Raw genomic sequence first — 18678 nt, forward strand, 5'->3', positions numbered from 1 at the left:
TCCCTGCTTTCTGCCGTCTGCCCCGGCACTGGATGCATGGAGCGGCGCTCTGCCGCACTATGCGAAATGTCCCCCACGGGCGGGGCGGCCGTGGCCCGTGCCCACCGGTTCCGCCCACATGGCCGCACCACCGCACGAGCTCAGGAGCACACATGGCTCACACCGCCGCCTGCCCCTTCGACTACAGCGAGCAACTCGAGTTCGACCCGTCCCTCGCCCAGCTCATGGCCCGCGGCCCGGTCAGCCGTATCCGGCTCTCCTACGGCGAAGCCGACGCGTGGCTGGTCACCACCTTCGACGGCGTACGCCAGGTGACGACCGACCCCAGGTTCAGCCGGGCCGCCATCGTCGGCCGCGACTACCCCCGGATGACTCCCGAGCCGATCGTCTCCCCGGAATCGATCAACGTCATGGACCCGCCGCGAGGCACCCGGCTGCGCCACGCCGCCGCCCGGGCCTTCACCCAGAGCAGCGTGAAACGCATGACGCCGGCCATCGAAGAGGTGGCCCACCGGCTCGTGGACGAGATGATCGAGCAGGGCCCGCCGGCCGACCTGGCCCGTGCCCTGTCCGAGCCACTGCCCAACCACACCATCTGCGCCCTGCTGGACGTCCCCGTCCAGGACCGGCCGCTCATGCTGCGCCTCACCCAGCAGATGCTGACCACCGCGCCCGAAGCCCGGCAGACGGCGGCCGAAGCCAAGCAGCACCTGCGCGCCTACTTCACCACGCTCGTCGCCGAACGCCGCAAGGACGGCGGCAGCGACCTCATCACCACCATGGCCGCCGGCGATCAGGAGGAGGAGCCCCTGAGCGACGACGAGCTGGCCGTCCTGGCACTCACCCTCATCCTCAGCGGCAACGACACGGCCACCTGCCAGATCAGCAACATCACCTACACCCTGCTGACCCGCCCCGAGCTCCACGAACTGCTGCGGCGCAGCCCCGAACAGCTTCCCCGGCTGCTGGACGAACTCCTGCGGCACATCCCCTTCCGCAAGGGCGTCGGCATCCCGCGCGTCGCGCTGGAGGACGTGGAGCTGGAAGGAGTGCTGATCCGCGCCGGTGACTTCGTGCACGTCTCCTATCTGGCAGCCAACCGGGACCCGGAGGTGTTCGCGGACCCCGACACCCTCGACGTCGACCGTGCGTCCCACCCTCATATGACGTTCGGCTGGGGCGGTCACCACTGTGTCGCCAGCACCCTCGCCGTCGCGGAACTGAAGACCGCGATCGGGGTCCTGTTCACCCGCCTCCCCCGACTGCGGCTGGCCGTACCGGCCCAGGACGTGCCCTGGGACACTCAGACCATCCGGCGCTTCCCCCTGGAGCTGCCCGTCACGTGGTGAGGGCGCGGGCATCTTCAGTCCTGCTCCTCGCGGAGAGGCGCTGACGCCGCCCTGCCGCGAGGAGTTCACGGACTCGGTGGAAGCCTCCCGCTAGAAGGTGAGGTTCCAGGCGTCGATCCGCCCGGTGTCCTGTGTCGCGATGTCGCGGACACGCAGCTTCCACGTACCGGACGCGGTCTCCGACGAGGCGTCCACCGTGTACGTCTTCACCACGTCGTCCCCGCTGTCGCCGTCGGCGAAGTCCTCCAGGGAGTAGACCGAGCCGTCGGGGGCGACGAGGGACAGCACCAGGTCGCCGCGGTACGTGTGCTTGACGTCCACACCGACCTTCAGCGCGGCCGGGGCGTTGCCCGTCACCCCGGTCACGGTGATCGGTGACTCCACCGTGGCGTTGTCGGCGACGGTGACGTCGGCGGTGTTCTCGAAGGAGCGGCCGGGCGGCGGCGTGGTGCCACCGACGGCCTTCAGCGCGTCGACCTGGCCCTCTCCGAAGAAGGCGTTCTTCGCCGTGGTGCCGGTGCAGCGGCCGTCGGACGGGCACGCGGTGTCCGTGGCCTGAGTTCCCAGCCGCGCGCGCAGATCAGCGGGGGTGGCGGCCGGATCGGCGCTCTTCAGCAGCGCGGCGACGCCGGCGACGTGCGGCGACGCCATCGATGTGCCGTTCATGTTCCCGTACTTGCCGCCGGGGAGCGTGGAGTAGACGCCGTAGGCCCCGTCGCCGCCCGGCGCCGCGACGTCGATGACGTCCCGGCCGAAGTTGGAGTACGAGGCCTTGATGCTCCCGTTGCCCATCGCCGCGACGGTCACCACGCCCGGCAGCTCCGTCGGGATGTCGATGCAGGCGTCGGTGATGGTGCGGTTGACGGGGGTGGAGTCGTTCGGGCTGGAGCTGTCGCTGCGCTTGTTCGCCAGGTCGTAGTTGGAGTTGCCCGCTGCCGCGACCTGGAGCGAACCCTTGCCCTCCGCGTACTCCTGCGCCCGGCGCACACCCTCGATGATGGCCGCCTGGTCCGGGTCGTCGGGGCAGTTGAACATCCAGGGGTCCGTGTAATAGCTGTTGTTGGTGACGTCGAAGCCGTGGTCACCGGCCCACATGAAGCCGCAGATCGTGTTCTCGGCGAAGAACATGCTCGTACTCGGCTCCGCCACGCGCACGGAGGCGATCTTCACGCCCGGCGCGACGCCGACCACGCCCTTGCCGTTCTTCGCGGCGGCGATGGTACCCGCGACGTGCGTGCCGTGGCTGCCGACGTCTCGCCAGGCGCCGGCCCGGGTGTCGGCCTTGCCGTAGGCGCAGGAGACGGAGTCCGCCGTGTCGAAGTTGGGCGCGATGTCCTGGTGCCGGTCGTCCACTCCGGTGTCGAGGACGCCCACCGTGACGGACGCCGAGCCGGTGCTGACGGCCCAGGCCTTGTCGGCGTTGATCCTGGTCATGTCCCACCGCGCCGTCTCGGTCAGCGTCGTGGACGACTGCCCGGGAGCGCTCGGGAGGGTGGGGGAGTAGGCGTCGGCGGGGACGTCCGAGGTGCGGGTCGCACCCACCTTCTGCACGCCCGCGACGGAGCGCATCGCGGCGGCGAAGCCGGCCGACGAGGAGTGGGCGACCACGACGCCGATCGCGTCGTAGGACGCGAAGACCGAACCGCCGCTCGCCGCGACGGCGTTGCGGGCGGCGGAGGTGTCGCCGGGAGCGGTGATGACGAGGTAGGAGCGGGTTCCGGCGGCCCACCCGGCGGCGGTCTGGGCGGGCACGGCGGCGCGGGCCGCGCCCGGACCGGGCGGAAGGCCGGTGTCCACGTCGGCCGCTCCGGCGGGCGTGGCGAGAGCGAGGGCCGCTCCGGCAGCGGCGACGGACAGCAGCGACCGTCTCAGACGGCGCAGGGATATGCGGGGGGTTGTCACAGCATCCTCCGAGAGCCCGGGGCAAGGGGTGGCGCCCGCCGGGCCGTGGGTCGAATGGGTCGACGCAAGATTTCAGATGAGGGCATGACAAGGGAAGGGTCTGCGGTGCTTTGATCGTCAAGGGAAGACAAGTAGGTGACTTCACTCCGGATCGCAAAGAGGGGCATGCTCTGTACATGCCGGGGTACACGCGCGTTCGTCAGCCCACGGGAGGCCGGCAGCGTGCAGTTATAGGGGAGGGAAGCATCGTGGCGACAGTGACGACGGCGAAGACGGACACGACCGTGGATGGCCTGCCGGAGGTCGCCGAGCCCTCGCGGATGGCACCGAAGGACGCCCGGCAGCTGACGCGTCTGTTCTTCGACCAGCTCGCGGCGCTGGAGGAGGGCACACCCGAGTACCAGTACGCGCGGAACACGCTGATCGAGATGAACATGTCCCTGGTCCGCTTCGCGGCGGGACGGTTCCGCAGCCGTGGGCCGGAGGAGATGGAGGACATCGTCCAGGTCGGCATGATCGGCCTGATCAAGGCCATCGACCGGTTCGAGCTGACCCGCGAGGTGGAGTTCACCTCCTTCGCCATCCCCTACATCGTCGGCGAGATCAAGCGGTTCTTCCGCGACACCACCTGGGCCGTGCACGTTCCGCGCCGGCTGCAGGAGGCCCGCGTCCAACTCGCCCGTGCCACCGAGGAACTCCGCAGCCGCCTGGGCCGCACCCCGACGGTGAAGGAACTGTCGGAGCTGATGAGCCTGCCCGAGGACGAGGTCAGGGAGGCCCGACTGGCCTCCAACGGCTACAACTCCACCTCCCTGGACGCGGCGATCGGCGGCAGCGAGGACGGCGAGACGGCCCTGGCCGACTTCATCGGCGCCGACGACCGGGCCCTCGAACTCGTGGAGGACTTCCACGCGCTCGCCCCGATGATCGCCGCGCTCGACGAACGCGACCGGCAGATCATCCAGATGCGCTTCGCGGAAGAACTCACCCAGGCCCAGATCGGCGAACGCCTCGGCGTCTCCCAGATGCACGTCTCCCGCCTGCTCTCGCGCTGCCTGGCCCGGCTGCGCGAGGGCATGCTCACCGAGAGCTGACCCCACGGCGGACGGCGCGGGGCGTCAGATCATCCGAGGGAGGCCGGTGCCGCCGAACTGGGGCTCTCCCGCTGGGGGAGCCCCACGGACGAGGCGGTGATCATCCGGCTGCCCCTGGCGGTCGGCCCGCCGCTGCCGCCCGGGAGAACCCAGTCCGCTCCGGTGGAGGGGTACTCGATCGCGGCGCCGATGAAGAGCTCCGGTCTGCCGTCCTTGTCGATGTCGCCGGCAGGTCGGTGCCGGACGTCAGCCCGTTCTTGCCGCCCCACAGGACCGACACGGTGCCGGCGTCGCGGCCCCGCGTGGTGTCCTCGTTCGGGGCGCCGACCACCAGATCCGCATAGCCGTCCCGGTTCAGATCGGCCGTCGCGGTCGCGGCATCGAAGCGGTCCTCCGTCTCGGCCGTGCCCGGCACCCCCGCGGCGTTCTGCGTGATGACGGACCGCCGGGACGCCGACAGCCCCGACTTCGCTCCGTAGAGCACGCACGACCACGGCGCCGGATCCCGCCTTCCCGGCGACGTTCGCCCCCGGCGCGGGCAGCACGGCGTCGCGATATCCGTCACCGTTGGCGTCGCCGGGCACCGCCCGTGCGCCGCCGCGGACGTCGCCGTCAACAGTGGCGCCCTCATGACTACGGCGATCAGGAACGCCCCCGTTCTCCTGGCATGCGCCCCAGTCGGGGGAGTCGTAGGACGAGCCGACACGGCGTCGGTCGCGCCCCGGGTGTGGTGCAGCCGCTACGACGCAGCCACGACCTCGCCGGCCGTGACCTGGGGCGGTTGAGGGAGCAGTGCGGCGAGGCGGTCCCGGACGAAGTCCTTCGCCCGGTGGGTCGACTCCTCGGCGCCGGACCGGTCCTGGAAGACACTCGTCGACACCATCACCCCGTCCCCGGCATCAACCCAGTAATAGGCCACGAAACCCTGGACCTGGCGGACCAGAGGGAGGAACTCCTCGTTCACCCGACGCCCGGCCTCGGCCGGCTCGGTCACCCCTTCGTACCGGCGAATCACTGCGTACATGCGGCTGTCTCCTCGTGCGTCTCGACGTAGTCGTGTGCGCAGACGACGTACCCGCCGCGGGGCGTGAGGCGTGCGGCGGCGGGAGAAGATCACCGGAAAAGCCCCTCACCGGGCCCGCTGCCGTCATATCACTCGAGTCAGGAGCACGCGCTCCCACTCCCGCACCGTTCCTCCGATCACGACCGGCGATGCGGAGCCTGGTCACTCCGTCACGGGGCCACTTCGCGGGCATTCTCCCCATGATGACCAACGGTTCGTCGACCGGGCCGTGGCCGAGGAGGCCGCCCGCGCGACCGCCATCGAACTCGCCCAGGCTCAGGTGGGGATGGCCGGCGACACCCTCGGCACCATCAAGGCCCGCATGTACGGGCCCACGCCGGCCGTCCTGCGGGACACCGCGACGCCGCTCGGCCGACGCCGCTGGGTTGGCGCGGAGGCGGACGGCGAGCCGCCCGCCAACGCCCGCTTCGGCGGGCCGGTGGGCGGGCGCAGGGGCGCGGGCAAGCGGGGGCCGGGCAACCACCTGGCCCACGCTGCCCCGAGCTGTCGCCGACGGGGGTCGGCGGGAGCCCCGGAAGCGCCTGTCCGGCCCGTTGGCGGCACCACTCGAACCAACCCTGCGGCTCGGCGCATACAATTTGCTCTCATGCCGAAGCCTGACGAGCTGATCGTTGACATCGCCGCCCGTGTGGAATCCGGGCAGAGCAGCCAGATGTCCCTGACCGTGGTCACCGGTGGTGCCGTCATCACCGGTCGACTGGCTCCCGAAGCCATGTGGCGGCAGAGGGTATCGGAGGTGCTGATGGACTCCGCCCGCCTGGGTGAGTTCTCCGCCGTCTTCGAAACCCCACTGACGAAGGACGGGCCGCCCACGCATCTGCACTTCCATGTCGCGCGGATTCTGCAAGGCACCGTGGGAATCCCGGAGACGGGCGGCATGTTCCGCGTCGCGATCGAGGACATCAGTGCCTGGACCGTGGGCGACTTCAGCTACTCCGACCACTGACCGGCGGGCGTGCCGGAGCGCACGACGGTGAAGGGCGGCCCCAGGCGGCGCTGTCGTGACCGGCCTCGCCGGGAGCGCCCAGTGGCCGCGTCGGCCCCTCGTCCTCCACCACCCTGCGTTCCGGCTCGGTCGCGTCCAACTCCCAGTGGTGCCGGCACTCCTCGCACCGGGGGCCGTCCGCCCCCACGTCGAGCACCTCCCCGTTCGGGCAGTCCGTGCCGTCCCCGCGACCCTCACACGCTTCCCCGCCGACCCCCATGCGCTCGACCGTGCGCCCTCCCGTACCCGAACGGGAGGGCGTCGGCAGGGCGCACAGGGGCTCAAACCCGGTACAACGCCCCGGCACCCGCCGTCAGCCCCACCAGCGACATCATGAGGCCGCGAGCGGCGTCAGCGAGGCAGGCGGGTCCCCGGCTCCTGGATCGTTTACACGCTCTGGCCGCTGTATGTGGTAGGTGAATTCAGCGGGAGAGCAACCACCGAAGCAGGCGGAGTACTGGTCGAATTTTGAACTTTTTCTGAGTCGCACGGGACTACCTGTGAATCGTCGGCTTCGCCCGCTGCCGTGATCTCACCTTTGCGCTTCACGCAGGCCAAGAGGGCCGGCCGCGTGGTCCGGATGGCGAAGGCAGATCATGTGTCCAACTGCGGAGATATTCCCATCCGCCCGCGGGGAGCCGATCATTCCGCCCGAAGGGGGAGCTTTGCACTCCGCTCGCCCCTCGACCAGCGATCAAGAATGGGCCGGCTTCCTCTACAGGACGGCATGACAGAAGCCTTGCACCGATCCGATCCTCCTGGCAGGGTTCGGGAGTCGGTTCTCGGCATTGCGTCACGGGGGAGACTCGATGTTGTTCACCTTTCCGATGGACCATGACGGCTCTTCCTTTCCTCGGCCCGTGGTTCGCCGCGCTGCCTGACGACATCCGCAACCGGATGAGTCGCACGACAGTCGGTGGGTCCACTGGGAGTTGCTGAGGAGGAAGAGCGATGGACCACATCTCCGCATCCATACCGAAACCGATACAGCAGCACTTACGCCGCCCGGATCCGCATCTGGGCGGACGTTTATCGGAGATCACCCAAGTACCGATCAGCAGAATCTTGGTCGCGGGCTCACTTCGTACGGTCGGGGAGGATCCACGGCACATCAGCGCGCTCGCCGAAGTGTGCTCCGAACTGCCGCCGATCGTCGTCCACCGGAAGACGATGACCGTCATCGACGGTGTCCACCGGCTCAGGGCGGTGGAGAACAGCGGCGCCACGCACATCAGTGCCGTGCTCTTCAACGGCGATGAGCGCGAGGCCTTCGTGCTCGCGGTCAAGCTGAACAGCAACCACGGGCTGCCGCTCTCCCTTGCCGACCGCAAGGCCGCGGCCCTGCACATGATCACCGACTTCCCGGAGTGGTCCAACCGGCGGCTGGCGGGAGTCGTCGGCCTGTCGGACAAGACCGTCGCGGCACTCAGGCGACGGTCGGGTGCGGAACTTCCGCACCCGACCGCGGTGCGACTCGGGCGTGACGGGGTGGCCTACCCCCTCGCGGCAGCCGAAGGCCGCAGTCGCGCGCTGGTGTACCTCGCCGCGCATCCCGACGCGTCCGCGCAGGAGGTGGCGCGTGCCGCGGGCATCTCGCTCACCACGGCGAAGGACGCGCGAAAGCGGGCCCGCGCCCTTCCAGGAGAGCCGCCGCCGGCGGAACAGCCGGGCGACGGGCCGGTCCGGGAGGCCGGGGCCGGTCGCCCTGCGCTCGTGAAACGTCCCAAGGCGGGGAGCGCGGACCTGTCCCTGGCCGTGCGGCGGTTGCGCGCCGATCCCTCGCTCCGGTTCACCGAGGTGGGCCGGAAGCTGCTGCGGACCCTGGACCCCGCGGCCACGCAGCCGCACGACTGGGCGGCGATGGCGAGCAGCATCCCGATCCACTGCGCCCCTCTGATCGCCGAGCTGGCACGGCACCACGCCGAGAGCTGGCAGCTCCTTGCGGAATCATTGACGGAACGGATCAATTCCCGGGAAGCTGACGTATAGATCTCCGGCCGGTTCATCGAATACCGTTGCCGACGCCTCGGATTCGTCGCCTCCGGTTGATTCCGCCGAGATCATCGCCTGGATTCCCCAGGCGCTGTGTGAAACGCCGGCGTATCAGATTCCGCGGTACCCGGGGCTTTTTGTTGACGCGCTCCGAACCGCGCCTTCGGTGGCTGATCAAGCCGGCGTGGCTCCTGGTGGGGAACGGAAAAGCCTTTCTGGAACCCGCGGTATTCGTTGAATGTGCGACTTAAGTTCAAACGGTTGCGCGGTGCTCGAACGGTTTGTACGCTGGCTCACACAATTTTGAAGCGGGGGTGCGGGGGGAACGTGACTTCGTATAGTCCTGGCCATGTTGGGCATGAGCAATCATCCGTGCCTCAGCACATTGTTCGTAACGGTTCATCATTATCGGGAATGCCGACTCATTGGTACAACTTCCTGGCGGATCTGCCGGGCCCCATGCCCGAAGTCAGGGATTCCGGAAGCCCCACGGCCGCAGAGATATCGGCCAAAATCAGGCCGCGAGTACTCGCCGAGCAAAACGGCTCGGACGAGCAATGGATCGCCATTCCCGAACCGGTCATGGAGCGGCTGCGGCAATGCGGCCGGCCGACACCGCTGCACCGGGCGCACCGGCTCGAGAAGTATCTCGGTACCGGCGCGAGAATCTACCTCAAGCGTGAAGACGTCCTTCCCACCGGCAGCTTCAAGCTGAACACCGCCATAGCTCAGGCGTATTACGCGGCCGAGGAAGGACGCACGACCCTCGTCACCGAGACCGGGGCGGGTCAATGGGGGATGAGCGTCGCGCTGGCGGCGAAGATGTTCGGCCTGCGGGCCGAGATCTTCATGGTGAGGTGCTCGCTCGAGCAGAAGCCCTACCGGCGTCACTACATGGAGCTGCTGGGGGCCGAGGTACGGCCGTCGCCGTCGACCCACACGGCGATCGGACGAAAGATCCTCGGGGAGAACCCGGACCACCCCGGCAGCCTCGGCACCGCGATCAGCGACGCGATCGAGCACGCCCTGGGCAACTCCTCCGCCGCGTATCTCGCCGGCAGCGGGATGCCGCACGTCTACCTCCATCAGACGTTGCTCGGGCTCGAGGTCGCGCAGCAGCTCAAAACAACCCACGGCGAGGACCTGGGCGTCGACGGGCGCGGCGACCACCTCATCGCGTGCTCGGGTGGCGGAAGCAACCTCTGCGGTCTCATCGGCCCTCACCTGCGGGCCAAGGCCGACGGGGCCGACCTCCGCTTCCTCGCCGCGGAATCCACGGCGGCGCCCCGGCTCACCCAGGGCGTCTACGCGTACGGCCGCACCGACCTGGGCGGCTACACGCCCGAGGTGCTGGGCTACACGATGGGGGAGAGCTTCATCCCCCCGTCCAACCACGTCGGCGGCCTGCGCAACCACCACAGCTCCGCCCTGGTCAGCCTGCTCCGGCGCGAGGGCGTCCTGGACGCCGTCGCCTTCGACCAGCGAACGGCCCTGGAGGCCGGCCGGCTCCTGCTGCAGACCGAAGGCCTGCTGCTCGCCCCCGAGGCCGGTCACGCGGTCGCCGCGGCCCTGGACGTCGTGGCGAAGGCCGACGCGGAAAACGCCGAACCGGTGATCGTGGTCCTGGCCAGCGGCTCCGGATTCCTCGATCTGCAGGGATACAACGAAGTCCTGCTCGACGCATAGCCGCACCATCGTTCACGGCATCTTCGCACCATGCGATTGGGAAGCCATATGCGCTTGGCGACATTTCAGCCCCAGCACGGCGTTCATTGCGAGACGACCACCCTCCGCAACATGCTCCACCACGCCGGCGCCGGTATATCCGAAGCCATGCTGTTCGGCCTCGGCCAGGGGATCGACTTCCAATACTGGGACGCTCCGGATCCTGCTCTCGGCACGCCGATGCTCACCGGCCGGATCGAGCCGGCCCTGCTGTCCCGCAACGCCTGCGCGGCCCTGGGTGTGACCTTGCGTGAATCGCGGTCACCCGACCCCGAATCGGCTTCCGCCGCAGCGGCGGAACTGCTGGCCGCGGGACACGTCGTGGGAGTGTCCGTCGACATCTTCCACCTCGACTACTTCTCGTCCCGCAGCCATTTCGCGTCGCACTACATCGCGGTGTACGGGCTCGACGACTCCCTCGCCCACGTCGTCGACACCGATCAGCAGGGTGGGGCACAGACCCTTCCGACGGAGTCGCTGCGCCGAGCCCGCGCTTCCGACGAAGGCTTCATGCCGTCGCCCCACCTGCACCTGTACGTCGAGAACCTGCCGGAGCGTGTCACCACCGACACCGACGCGGTCCTGCGCGAACAGATCTGGAACGCCATCCGGCTGACCGCGGAGCGGATGACCGAGGACCGCGGACCCCGATTCGGTCTCCGCGCGATGCGGCGGGCCGCTTCCGAGATCGCCGGATGGAGCGACACCCTCGCCTCCCCGGACGAGACGGTGCCGGGTGTCGGCCGCTTCTGGCGCTTCGCGGGAACAGGCGGAGCGAACTTCCGCAAGCTCTACCGCGAGTTCCTGCTGGAGGCCCGGCAGCGGTACGACGACCCCGAACTCGACTCGTTCGTCGAGGACTTCGGCGATGTGCAGCGGCAGTGGGACCAGGCGATCGACCTGCTGACGGCCTACCGCGCCGCGGACGACGGGCGAAGGCGGCTGGAGGCCGTCGCGGCCCGGCTGGACGCGATCGCCGACGCCGAACAGGCCGTCTTCGAAAGGCTGCTCGTATCGGCCGCCAAACGGGCGGGTGAGCCGGCTTGACGACCACCCGGGCCAGGTCCGTCTGCCGCATGTGCCACGGCGGATGCGGCGCCATAGTCGAACTCGAGGACGGCGTCCCCACCGACATCCACGGGGATCCGGACAATCCCACGAGCGAGGGCTACTTCTGCATCAAGGGCAAGGCGTCTCTCGACCTGCTGCGCAGCCCGGACCGGCTGACCACACCACTGGTACGGACCGGCCCGCGCGGCTCGGGGACGTTCGAGCCGGTCAGTTGGGAAGCCGCCCTCGACCGGATCGCCGGCGAGCTCGCCGCGACCATCGGCCGGCACGGGCCCGAGTCCGTCGTCCTCGGCCAGGGCACCGACCGCAACTACCAGGAATGGGTGTTCCGGCTCGCCAACGCCATCGGGACGCCCAACGTGGTCGGTCCGGCCCACGTGTGCTTCTACCCGCGGGTCATGGCCTCGATCATGACGTACGGCGCCTTCACCTTCTGCGACTACGACGGCGACCCCGAAGTCGTCCTGCTCTGGGGCAGCAACAAGCCGAGCACCCACTCGGACGGCGTGATCGGCATCAAGCTGCTGCGAGCCGTCGAACGCGGCAGCCGCGTCATCACCGTCGATCCCCGACGGACGCAGACCGCCGCCCGCTCCGGCCTGCACCTGGCGATCCAGCCGGGCACCGACTGCGCACTGGCCCTCGGCATGATCAAGACCGTCATCGACGAGGGCTGGTACGACCACGACTTCGTCGCCGCGCACACCTCCGGGTTCGACGAACTCGCCGCCCACGTGAAGGCGTACGACATCGAGCGGGTCGCGCGGATCACCGGACTCGCCCCCGAGCTCATCCACGAAGCCACCCGCTCCTACGCCCTGGCATCCCGGGCATGCATCGAGGCCGGAACCGGTCTGTCGCAGAACGAGAACTCCTTCGACACCCACCGCGCCATCGCCATCCTCGCCGCGATCTGCGGACACATCGACGCCCCCGGCGGCGATGTGATCTGGGAGCCGATGCCGATCGAGGGCCGGCGCGCCTTCCCCCGCTCGGACCTGCTCCCCGAAGAGCAGGCGAAGAAGCGGATCGGCGGCGACAAGCACAAGATCCTTTCGATGTCGGGCTGGGTCGCGCCGGGAGACCTGCACGAGGCCATCGTGACCGGGTCGCCGTACCCGATCACCTCCATGCTGATCTTCGGAAGCAACATGCTGGCCTCGCACGAGAACACCGAGCTCGTCCGCGAGGCGATGAGCAAGCTGGACCTGATCGTCGTGTGCGACCTGTTCATGACGCCGACCGCCCGCTACGCCGACGTCGTCCTGCCGACGTCGAGCTGGCTGGAGCGGGACCAGATCGTCGAATTCAATTCCTACATCGCGGCCCGGCAGAAGATCGCCACGGTTGACGGCTGCCGCTCGGACGAGGAGATCATCCTCCAGCTCGCCGAACGGCTCGGCCTGGGCGAGCACTTCTTCCCCTCGCTGGAAGCCGCTCTCGACGCGAAGCTGGCCGGCATCGACCTCACCTGGGAACAGTTCACGAAGATCGGCTACATCCGGAACGAGAAGCGGTACCGCAAGTACCGCGACGGCGGATTCCGGACCCGGTCCGGACGCGTGAACCTCATGAACCACGGGCTGCGGGCCATGGGCTACGAGGCGTTCCCGGTCTACCGGCGCCCGCCGGAGCCGGACCCGGCTCTGCCGTACGTGATGACCAGCGCCCATCCGCGCCAGTTCTACAACACCGAGTTCCACCAACTCCCGACCACCTCGCGCAGCCAGAGCACGGCGCGGGTGACCGTCCACCCGGACACCGCTGAGCGGGAAGGGCTGACAGACGGCGAAGAGGTGGACCTCTTCACGCGGGCCGGTGCGCGCGGGGTGCGCATGACGGTCAAGATCTCCGACTCCGTCGCACCGAACGTCGTGATGGCGGACGCCGGCTGGTGGTATCCGGGCGAGTCCTCGGTCGACGCCTCGCTCAGATCCTCGGTCAATCTCCTGACGGGCAACGACCGTTCCGACGTGCACATGGGGAGCGCGACGATGAGAGGTGTAGCAGTGGGAATACGGCGGCTGGGGCCGGGCCGTGGCTAGCGCGCGGGGCACCGTCGCCGCCCGGGTGCCGGAGACCGACGAGGGCCTGCAGGGCGACGAACTGGCCCTCAAATACGACGAGATGCAACGTCACATCCGGGACAACGGCTGGCTCCAGGAGAAGATCGACGACATCCTGGCCGCCGGGATCACCACCGGCGAGGTCCTGGAGCTGGGATGCGGCCCGGGCTACCTCGGCCTGGAATGGCTCACCCAGGCCGAGGACTCCGCCCGGCTCGTCGCCCTCGACATCTCACCGGCGATGCTCCGTCGGGCGGGCATCAACGCAGGCGGCTACGGCGTCTCCGAGCGATGCGCCTACGAATGCGGCACCGTCCTGGCCCTGCCGTTCGAGGACGACCGCTTCGACCACGTCATCAGCGCGTCCTCACTGCACGAATGGGCGGATCCGGTGACCGCCCTGTCGGAGATGCACCGCGTGCTCAGGCCGGGCGGCCGGTACTGCGTCTCCGATCTGCGCAGGGACGTCGACCGGACGACGTTCCAGTTCATGAAGGCGAACATCGCGGCCGACATGCGCCCCGGCTTCCGCACCTCGATCCGGTCCGCGTACGTCAAGAGCGAGATCGAAGAGCTGCTGCGCGGCACCGCGCTCGACACGGCCGTCGTGACGGAAGTGCAGATGGGGATCGTCATCACGGGCAGGAAGGAAGCGCCATGAACGCACTCGCGGGAAGTTCGCCGGCCATCACCGCCACGCGCGACGGGCGCTTCCCCGACCGCGCCGGCTTCGGCCGGGCCTGGGAGGAGATCCTCCGGACGTCGAGCGCCTGGCGGGACCTCGACTGCGGGCAGTACCTGTCGGCCTGGTGCGGATACGCGCCGGAGCACGTCGTCGAGAAGTTCGCCGGGGTCAACCACGTCGGCATCTACATGGGCGACTACGACGTCGACGACGAGGTGTTCGGCTGGAACGCCCACCTGAACGACCTCCGGGCCTCCGGCGAGATCACCACCGTCGAGATGGGGCCATCGTACATCTCGCCCCGGCAGTACGGCACGCCGGGATGGTGGAACTCGATCGCCCTCGCCGACGGACGGGTCATCGAGATGTTCGCCTGCCGCCGCTTCGGCCCCTGGGCGGACCGCCCCGCCGGAGAGCGGGGACGGCTCATGTCGCACGTCGCCATCGACGTGCACACCGACGCCGACGTCCGCTACCTCCTGGACGTCCTCGACCGGGACGTCGACCACCTCGAGAACATCGCGTTCACCGAGGCGGACGAACTCGGCCACACCTACGGGCACCTGCGCAACAACGACAGCGGTTCCGTGCTCGAGATCGTCTACGAGGCGCCGCGCGGCGGATCGGGGCACGGCGATGGCGGTCATTGAGATCTCGCCGCACTCCGGCGAACACTGCGAATCCACCGCGCTGCTCAACATGCTCCGCAACCACGACATCGAGCTGAGCGAGCCGCTGATCTTCGGGCTGGGACAGGGGCTGTCGTTCCTGTACTGGCACTCGAAGCAGATGCCGAGCCCGTTCCTCGCCGGCCGGGTCAAACCCGACCACCTCATGCGCAACGTGGCGGACGCGCTCTCCCTGGAGCTGCGGGCGCAGGAGACGTCCTCACCGGCGAAGGCCGAGGCCACGCTGATCGAGGCTCTCGACGAGGGCGATGTGGTGGGCCTCAAACTCGACCGCTACCACCTCGACTACGCGCGGGAGAACCACCACTTCGCCGCGCACTACGTCGCCTGCATCGGCTACGAGGACGACAGGTTCGTCGTCGTCGAGACCCGGTCGCTCGGCGTCCAGTCGACCTCGCGGGAGAGCATGGCCCGGGCCCGGTCCGCGAAGGGACCGATGTCCTCGCGCCACCTGTCGGTCCGGGTGGACCCGCGCGGGTACGACGAGTCGATCCTCGCCAAGGCCTGCCGGACCTCGATCCTGGCCGCCGCGCAGGACTTCCTGAGCCCGCCGATCACCAACATGGGATTCAAGGGGATCGCGAAGGCCGGCTCCCTGATGCGCGGGTGGCACGACAAGCTCGACCGTCCCGTCGAGGCGATGAGCGCCGTCGGCACCAGCATGGAGGAAGGCGGAACGGGCGGCGGACTCTTCCGGACGCTGTGGGCGCAGTTCCTGGAGGAGGCGCACGAGCTGACCGGCGTCGAGGCCTACGACGAGCTCGCCGTCGAGTACCGCCGCATCGCCAAGCGCTGGACGGACGTGGCGAACCTGCTGCGCGACGCCGACGAAGCCGGTGCCCGGCGCTCACTCGACGACGCCGCCTCGATCGTCAGCAGCCTGGCGGCCGAGGAACGTACGGCGATGGCGAGGCTGGAGGAGGCGTCCCGATGACCAGGCTCGCCCGGCCGGCCGGCCACGACCCGCGCGGCACACTCCGCGACACCCTCGTCTCCCGCGTCGACATCGCGCGCAAGGTCGCCGTGGTCACCTCACTGGACCGGCCGGCGCTCGACGCCTGGGCCGCTCAGGCGCTCTCCGCGACCGTGGAGCACGCCTGCCGCAACTCACCGTTCTACACCGACTTCGTCCCGGCCGAGGTCGCCCGGGCCGTCGCACAGGGCCGTCCGCACGCCTTCGAGGCCCTTCCCTTCACGACGCGCGAACATCTCGCCGCCGCCTACCCGCTCGGCATGCTCGCCGTGCCCCGGCGTGAGGTGATCCGGTTCGACGAGAGTTCCGGTACCGGCAACGGGCGCCCCATCGCCGCGTTCTTCACGATGGCGGACTGGCTGGAGAACAACCTCACCGTCGCCGGGCTGCTCGCCGCCGTCCTGGACGAGCGGGACGTCGCGGCCATCGCCGTCCCGTACGAGCTGGCCGGGGTGGGCCAGGACCTCGACCGTGCGATCGAGATCCTCGGCTGCACCATCGTGCCGCTCGGCGCGGCCTCACCGTCCTGCACCCCGGACCGGATGGTCGACGCCCTGCTGCGGTCCGGCGCCACCACCCTGGTGTGCTCCGGAACGCGCGCCCTGTTCCTCGGCGAGATCGCCCGCCGCCGAGGCATAGACCCGCGGCGCGACCTCGCCGTCTCGAAGATCCTCATGGCGGGGGAGGGCGCGTCGCCGGCCAAGAAGCGGCGCCTGGCCGACCAGTGGGACGCCGTCGCGTACTCGATGTTCGGCATGACCGAGACCAATACGCTGGCCATGTTCTGCCGCGAGCGCGAACTGCACCTGGTCGAGACACGGACGTTCTTCGAGGTGGTCGATCCGGGATCCGGCGAGCGGCTGCCGGACGGCTCCGTCGGCGAACTGGCCGTGACGACGCTGGCGAGCCGGGCCATGCCGCTGCTGCGGTACCGCACCGGTGACGTGTGCCGGATCGAGGCGGCGCCGTGCACCTGCGGCTCCCCGCTGCGCCGGCTGCAGCACCGCGGCCGGATCGGCGACCGGATCCCGCTCGGGGAGCGCTGGACCTCCCAACTGGAGGTCGAGGACATCGTCCTGGGCGCCATGACCACCGAGCCGTACTACTTCGCCTTCGACATCGACGGCGATGCCCTTCAGATCGCTCTACCGCCGACCGGCGCCGACGACGCGACCCGCAAATCGATCGAGGCCGCGGTCCGTGACCGCCTCGGAGCGGCCACCCGGTTCCGCGTGCTGGACACCGAACGGTTCGAGACGGCGCTGCGGACCTCGGCCAAACCGACGATGCGCAACTTCAGTGCCTACGGGGGAGGAGGGACTGCCGGTGAGGGTTGAACTGCCGCTTCCCACGCGCATTCCGATCGACGGGCGCTTCGAGATCGATGACACGTGCATCGACTGCAAGCTCTGCAACGACCTGGCGCCCGACAACTTCGACGCGGACCTCGACAACGACGTCCACTACGTGTGCAAACAGCCCGATACGTCCGACGAGCTCGAGCGGGTCCTCGACGCGTTCGAATCCTGCCCCACCGAATCGATCCGGTACTCAGCGGCACCCAGCGGGGAGTGATGGCGCAATGTCAAGCCTGGACGATCCAGTGGAAGCCGACATGTGCGCCGGCCGACGGCAGATGACCGCACTGGGCCCGGTGGCCGAGAGCTACGACCAGCTGCACCGCATCGACCTGCTCGGCGAGGCGCGGGCCGCACGAGGAGTGCCGGAGGGCACGTACGACTCGACGGTGTGCGCCGTCCTCCAGGCGTCCGAGGTATGTCTGCTCAACCTGGCACGGCTGGCGAACAGGACCCAGGCGTGCCTGCTGGCCGACGACATCCCGACCGCCTCCCGCTATGTCCAGTGGGCCGTCGGGTTCCACCGGTTGCTGCGCAGGCTCGGCACGGTGATGTGCGGCGCCCGCGGCATCTACGGAGCCGGCGTGTCCGCGGGGGCCACGGCCGTCAGCATCTCCGAGTCCGCCGGCTACGCGGCCTACGTCGACGCCCTCCGGGGACTGGAGGACGTCGCCAAGGGCTCGCTGCTGGCCGGCGCACCCGAGCTGACCCGCTCCACCATCGCCACCAGGAGCATCGACGACTCGCTGTACCGCGTTCTGCACGGCATCCGGATCGGCTGCCACGACGCCACCAAGTGGGAGAGCGACCTCACCTCCGTGCCCATCGGGGTGAGCCGGAGCACCGACGAGCTGATCTCCGCCGAGACACTGGCGCGGGCGGTCGCCGCGACCGAGCTGAACGCGGACACCCTGCACGGCGAGTTCGTCGCCCTCCACCAGGTCCCGGAGATCCTCTGCGCCGAGGCGAACGACCATCTCGAGGTCGCGATCCGCGCCATCCGCGCGTCGGCGCTGAGCCGGGCGGCGCAGCACCTGACGGCCTGCCGGGAGCTGCTCGATCCGGTGGTCGACGCACAGCGGGTGATGGCCGAACACCTGGCCACCGGGGAGTACCACGAGTTCCGGACCAATCTGGGACCCGCGAGCGGTACGCACTCGCTGTCGATCAAGCAGCACATGTTCCGGGACCTGTTCAAGCACATGTGGAACGACCTCGAAGCCTGGCTGAGCTCGCTCGGCGGGGCGTCGCTCGAGGAGACCGTCCGGGACATCGACGCACGCCGCCACGACGACCCGGAAGGCTGGCTGCGGCACACCGTGGTCGACCAGGCGTTCAAGCTGCACTCCGCCCACCAGCAGTGGCGTCACGAGCATCTGCACATGCCCCGCAACTGCCTGGGCAGCGGCGGCACCAAATCCATGATCGGCATCCCGGACGGGCCCCAGGCGGTCTACAAGATGCGGGACGCGGCCAACGCCCAGCACGCACTGGCCACGATCCACCGGGCACGCCGGACGCCCCTGACGAACGCCGTGCCGGACTCGCCCATGGTCAAGCTCATCACCGATCCCAGCTCCCTCGACTCCGAACTGATGCGGGTCGTGGGCGAGGCGACACGCGAGTACTTCCCCCAGGTGCAAGAGCAGAGCTACCAGCCGTTCCGGTCCGGTGCGGCCGAGCGGAACCCGTAGGAGCGCGGACG

At 69.3% G+C, this 18678-nt stretch carries 16 protein-coding genes; 13 read left to right on the forward strand and 3 right to left on the reverse strand.

Translation table 11 applies throughout. The features are described 5' to 3' along the window. Positions 1-152 precede the first annotated feature (152 nt). Positions 153-1349, forward strand: coding sequence for a cytochrome P450 (locus IE153_RS28470; RefSeq protein ID WP_189592658.1), 1197 nt, complete (start codon positions 153-155; stop codon positions 1347-1349). Positions 1350-1439: 90 nt separating this feature from the next. Here IE153_RS28470 and IE153_RS28475 read toward each other — a convergent pair whose 3' ends face one another. Further along, positions 1440-3251, reverse strand: a complete 1812-nt coding sequence (locus IE153_RS28475; RefSeq protein WP_229829215.1) for a S8 family peptidase — start codon at positions 3249-3251, stop codon at positions 1440-1442. 248 nt (positions 3252-3499) lie between these two features. Between IE153_RS28475 and IE153_RS28480 the strand changes: the two genes are divergently transcribed. Then, positions 3500-4345, forward strand: a complete 846-nt coding sequence (locus tag IE153_RS28480; RefSeq protein WP_189592659.1) for an RNA polymerase sigma factor SigF — start codon at positions 3500-3502, stop codon at positions 4343-4345. A 100-nt stretch (positions 4346-4445) separates the two neighbouring features. On the opposite strand, the gene IE153_RS28485 is transcribed toward IE153_RS28480, so the two are convergent. Both IE153_RS28485 and IE153_RS28490 read right to left on the reverse strand, forming a co-directional pair. Continuing rightward, entirely contained in the window at positions 4446-4976 is a 531-nt protein-coding gene (locus IE153_RS28485) for an FG-GAP repeat protein (protein ID WP_308432214.1), read from the reverse strand. 108 nt (positions 4977-5084) lie between these two features. After that, a complete protein-coding gene (locus tag IE153_RS28490) occupies positions 5085-5369 on the reverse strand; it encodes a hypothetical protein (protein ID WP_189592660.1) in 285 nt (94 codons plus the stop codon). Between the two features lie 646 nt (positions 5370-6015). On the opposite strand from IE153_RS28490, the gene IE153_RS28500 reads away from it, so the two are divergent. The 11 genes from IE153_RS28500 to IE153_RS28550 all read left to right on the forward strand — a co-directional run bounded on the left by IE153_RS28500 (position 6016) and on the right by IE153_RS28550 (position 18667). Beyond that, positions 6016-6375, forward strand: coding sequence for a hypothetical protein (locus IE153_RS28500; RefSeq protein ID WP_189592762.1), 360 nt, complete (start codon positions 6016-6018; stop codon positions 6373-6375). Between the two features lie 990 nt (positions 6376-7365). Continuing rightward, on the forward strand, positions 7366-8403 hold the full coding sequence (locus tag IE153_RS28505; RefSeq protein WP_189592661.1) for a ParB/RepB/Spo0J family partition protein: 1038 nt from the start codon (positions 7366-7368) through the stop codon (positions 8401-8403). Positions 8404-8820: 417 nt separating this feature from the next. Continuing rightward, the gene (locus IE153_RS28510; protein ID WP_189592662.1) at positions 8821-10092 is read left to right on the forward strand and encodes a TrpB-like pyridoxal phosphate-dependent enzyme; all 1272 of its coding nucleotides are present in this window, start codon (positions 8821-8823) and stop codon (positions 10090-10092) included. A 48-nt stretch (positions 10093-10140) separates the two neighbouring features. Continuing rightward, a complete protein-coding gene (locus IE153_RS28515; RefSeq protein WP_189592663.1) occupies positions 10141-11178 on the forward strand; it encodes a BtrH N-terminal domain-containing protein in 1038 nt (345 codons plus the stop codon). Continuing rightward, positions 11175-13247: a molybdopterin-containing oxidoreductase family protein gene (locus IE153_RS28520; protein WP_229829217.1), complete on the forward strand. Its 2073-nt coding sequence runs from the start codon at positions 11175-11177 to the stop codon at positions 13245-13247. The genes IE153_RS28515 and IE153_RS28520 overlap by 4 nt, the downstream gene beginning before the upstream one ends. Next, on the forward strand, positions 13240-13929 hold the full coding sequence (locus IE153_RS28525) for a class I SAM-dependent methyltransferase (protein WP_189592664.1): 690 nt from the start codon (positions 13240-13242) through the stop codon (positions 13927-13929). Before IE153_RS28520 ends, IE153_RS28525 begins: the two co-directional genes overlap by 8 nt. After that, complete coding sequence (locus IE153_RS28530) at positions 13926-14603, forward strand: hypothetical protein (protein WP_189592665.1); 678 nt, start codon at positions 13926-13928, stop codon at positions 14601-14603. The genes IE153_RS28525 and IE153_RS28530 overlap by 4 nt, the downstream gene beginning before the upstream one ends. Continuing rightward, a complete protein-coding gene (locus tag IE153_RS28535) occupies positions 14590-15576 on the forward strand; it encodes a BtrH N-terminal domain-containing protein (RefSeq protein ID WP_189592666.1) in 987 nt (328 codons plus the stop codon). The genes IE153_RS28530 and IE153_RS28535 overlap by 14 nt, the downstream gene beginning before the upstream one ends. Next, on the forward strand, positions 15573-16952 hold the full coding sequence (locus IE153_RS28540; protein WP_189592667.1) for a phenylacetate--CoA ligase family protein: 1380 nt from the start codon (positions 15573-15575) through the stop codon (positions 16950-16952). Before IE153_RS28535 ends, IE153_RS28540 begins: the two co-directional genes overlap by 4 nt. Beyond that, positions 16942-17190 carry a ferredoxin gene (locus IE153_RS28545; RefSeq protein WP_189592668.1) on the forward strand — a complete coding sequence of 83 codons (249 nt, stop codon included), beginning with the start codon at positions 16942-16944 and terminating at the stop codon, positions 17188-17190. The genes IE153_RS28540 and IE153_RS28545 overlap by 11 nt, the downstream gene beginning before the upstream one ends. A gap of 7 nt (positions 17191-17197) precedes the next feature. After that, positions 17198-18667: a tryptophan 2,3-dioxygenase gene (locus tag IE153_RS28550; protein WP_189592669.1), complete on the forward strand. Its 1470-nt coding sequence runs from the start codon at positions 17198-17200 to the stop codon at positions 18665-18667. Positions 18668-18678 lie beyond the last annotated feature (11 nt).

Source organism: Streptomyces massasporeus, assembly GCF_014648995.1.
GTDB classification, from domain to species: domain Bacteria; phylum Actinomycetota; class Actinomycetes; order Streptomycetales; family Streptomycetaceae; genus Streptomyces; species Streptomyces massasporeus.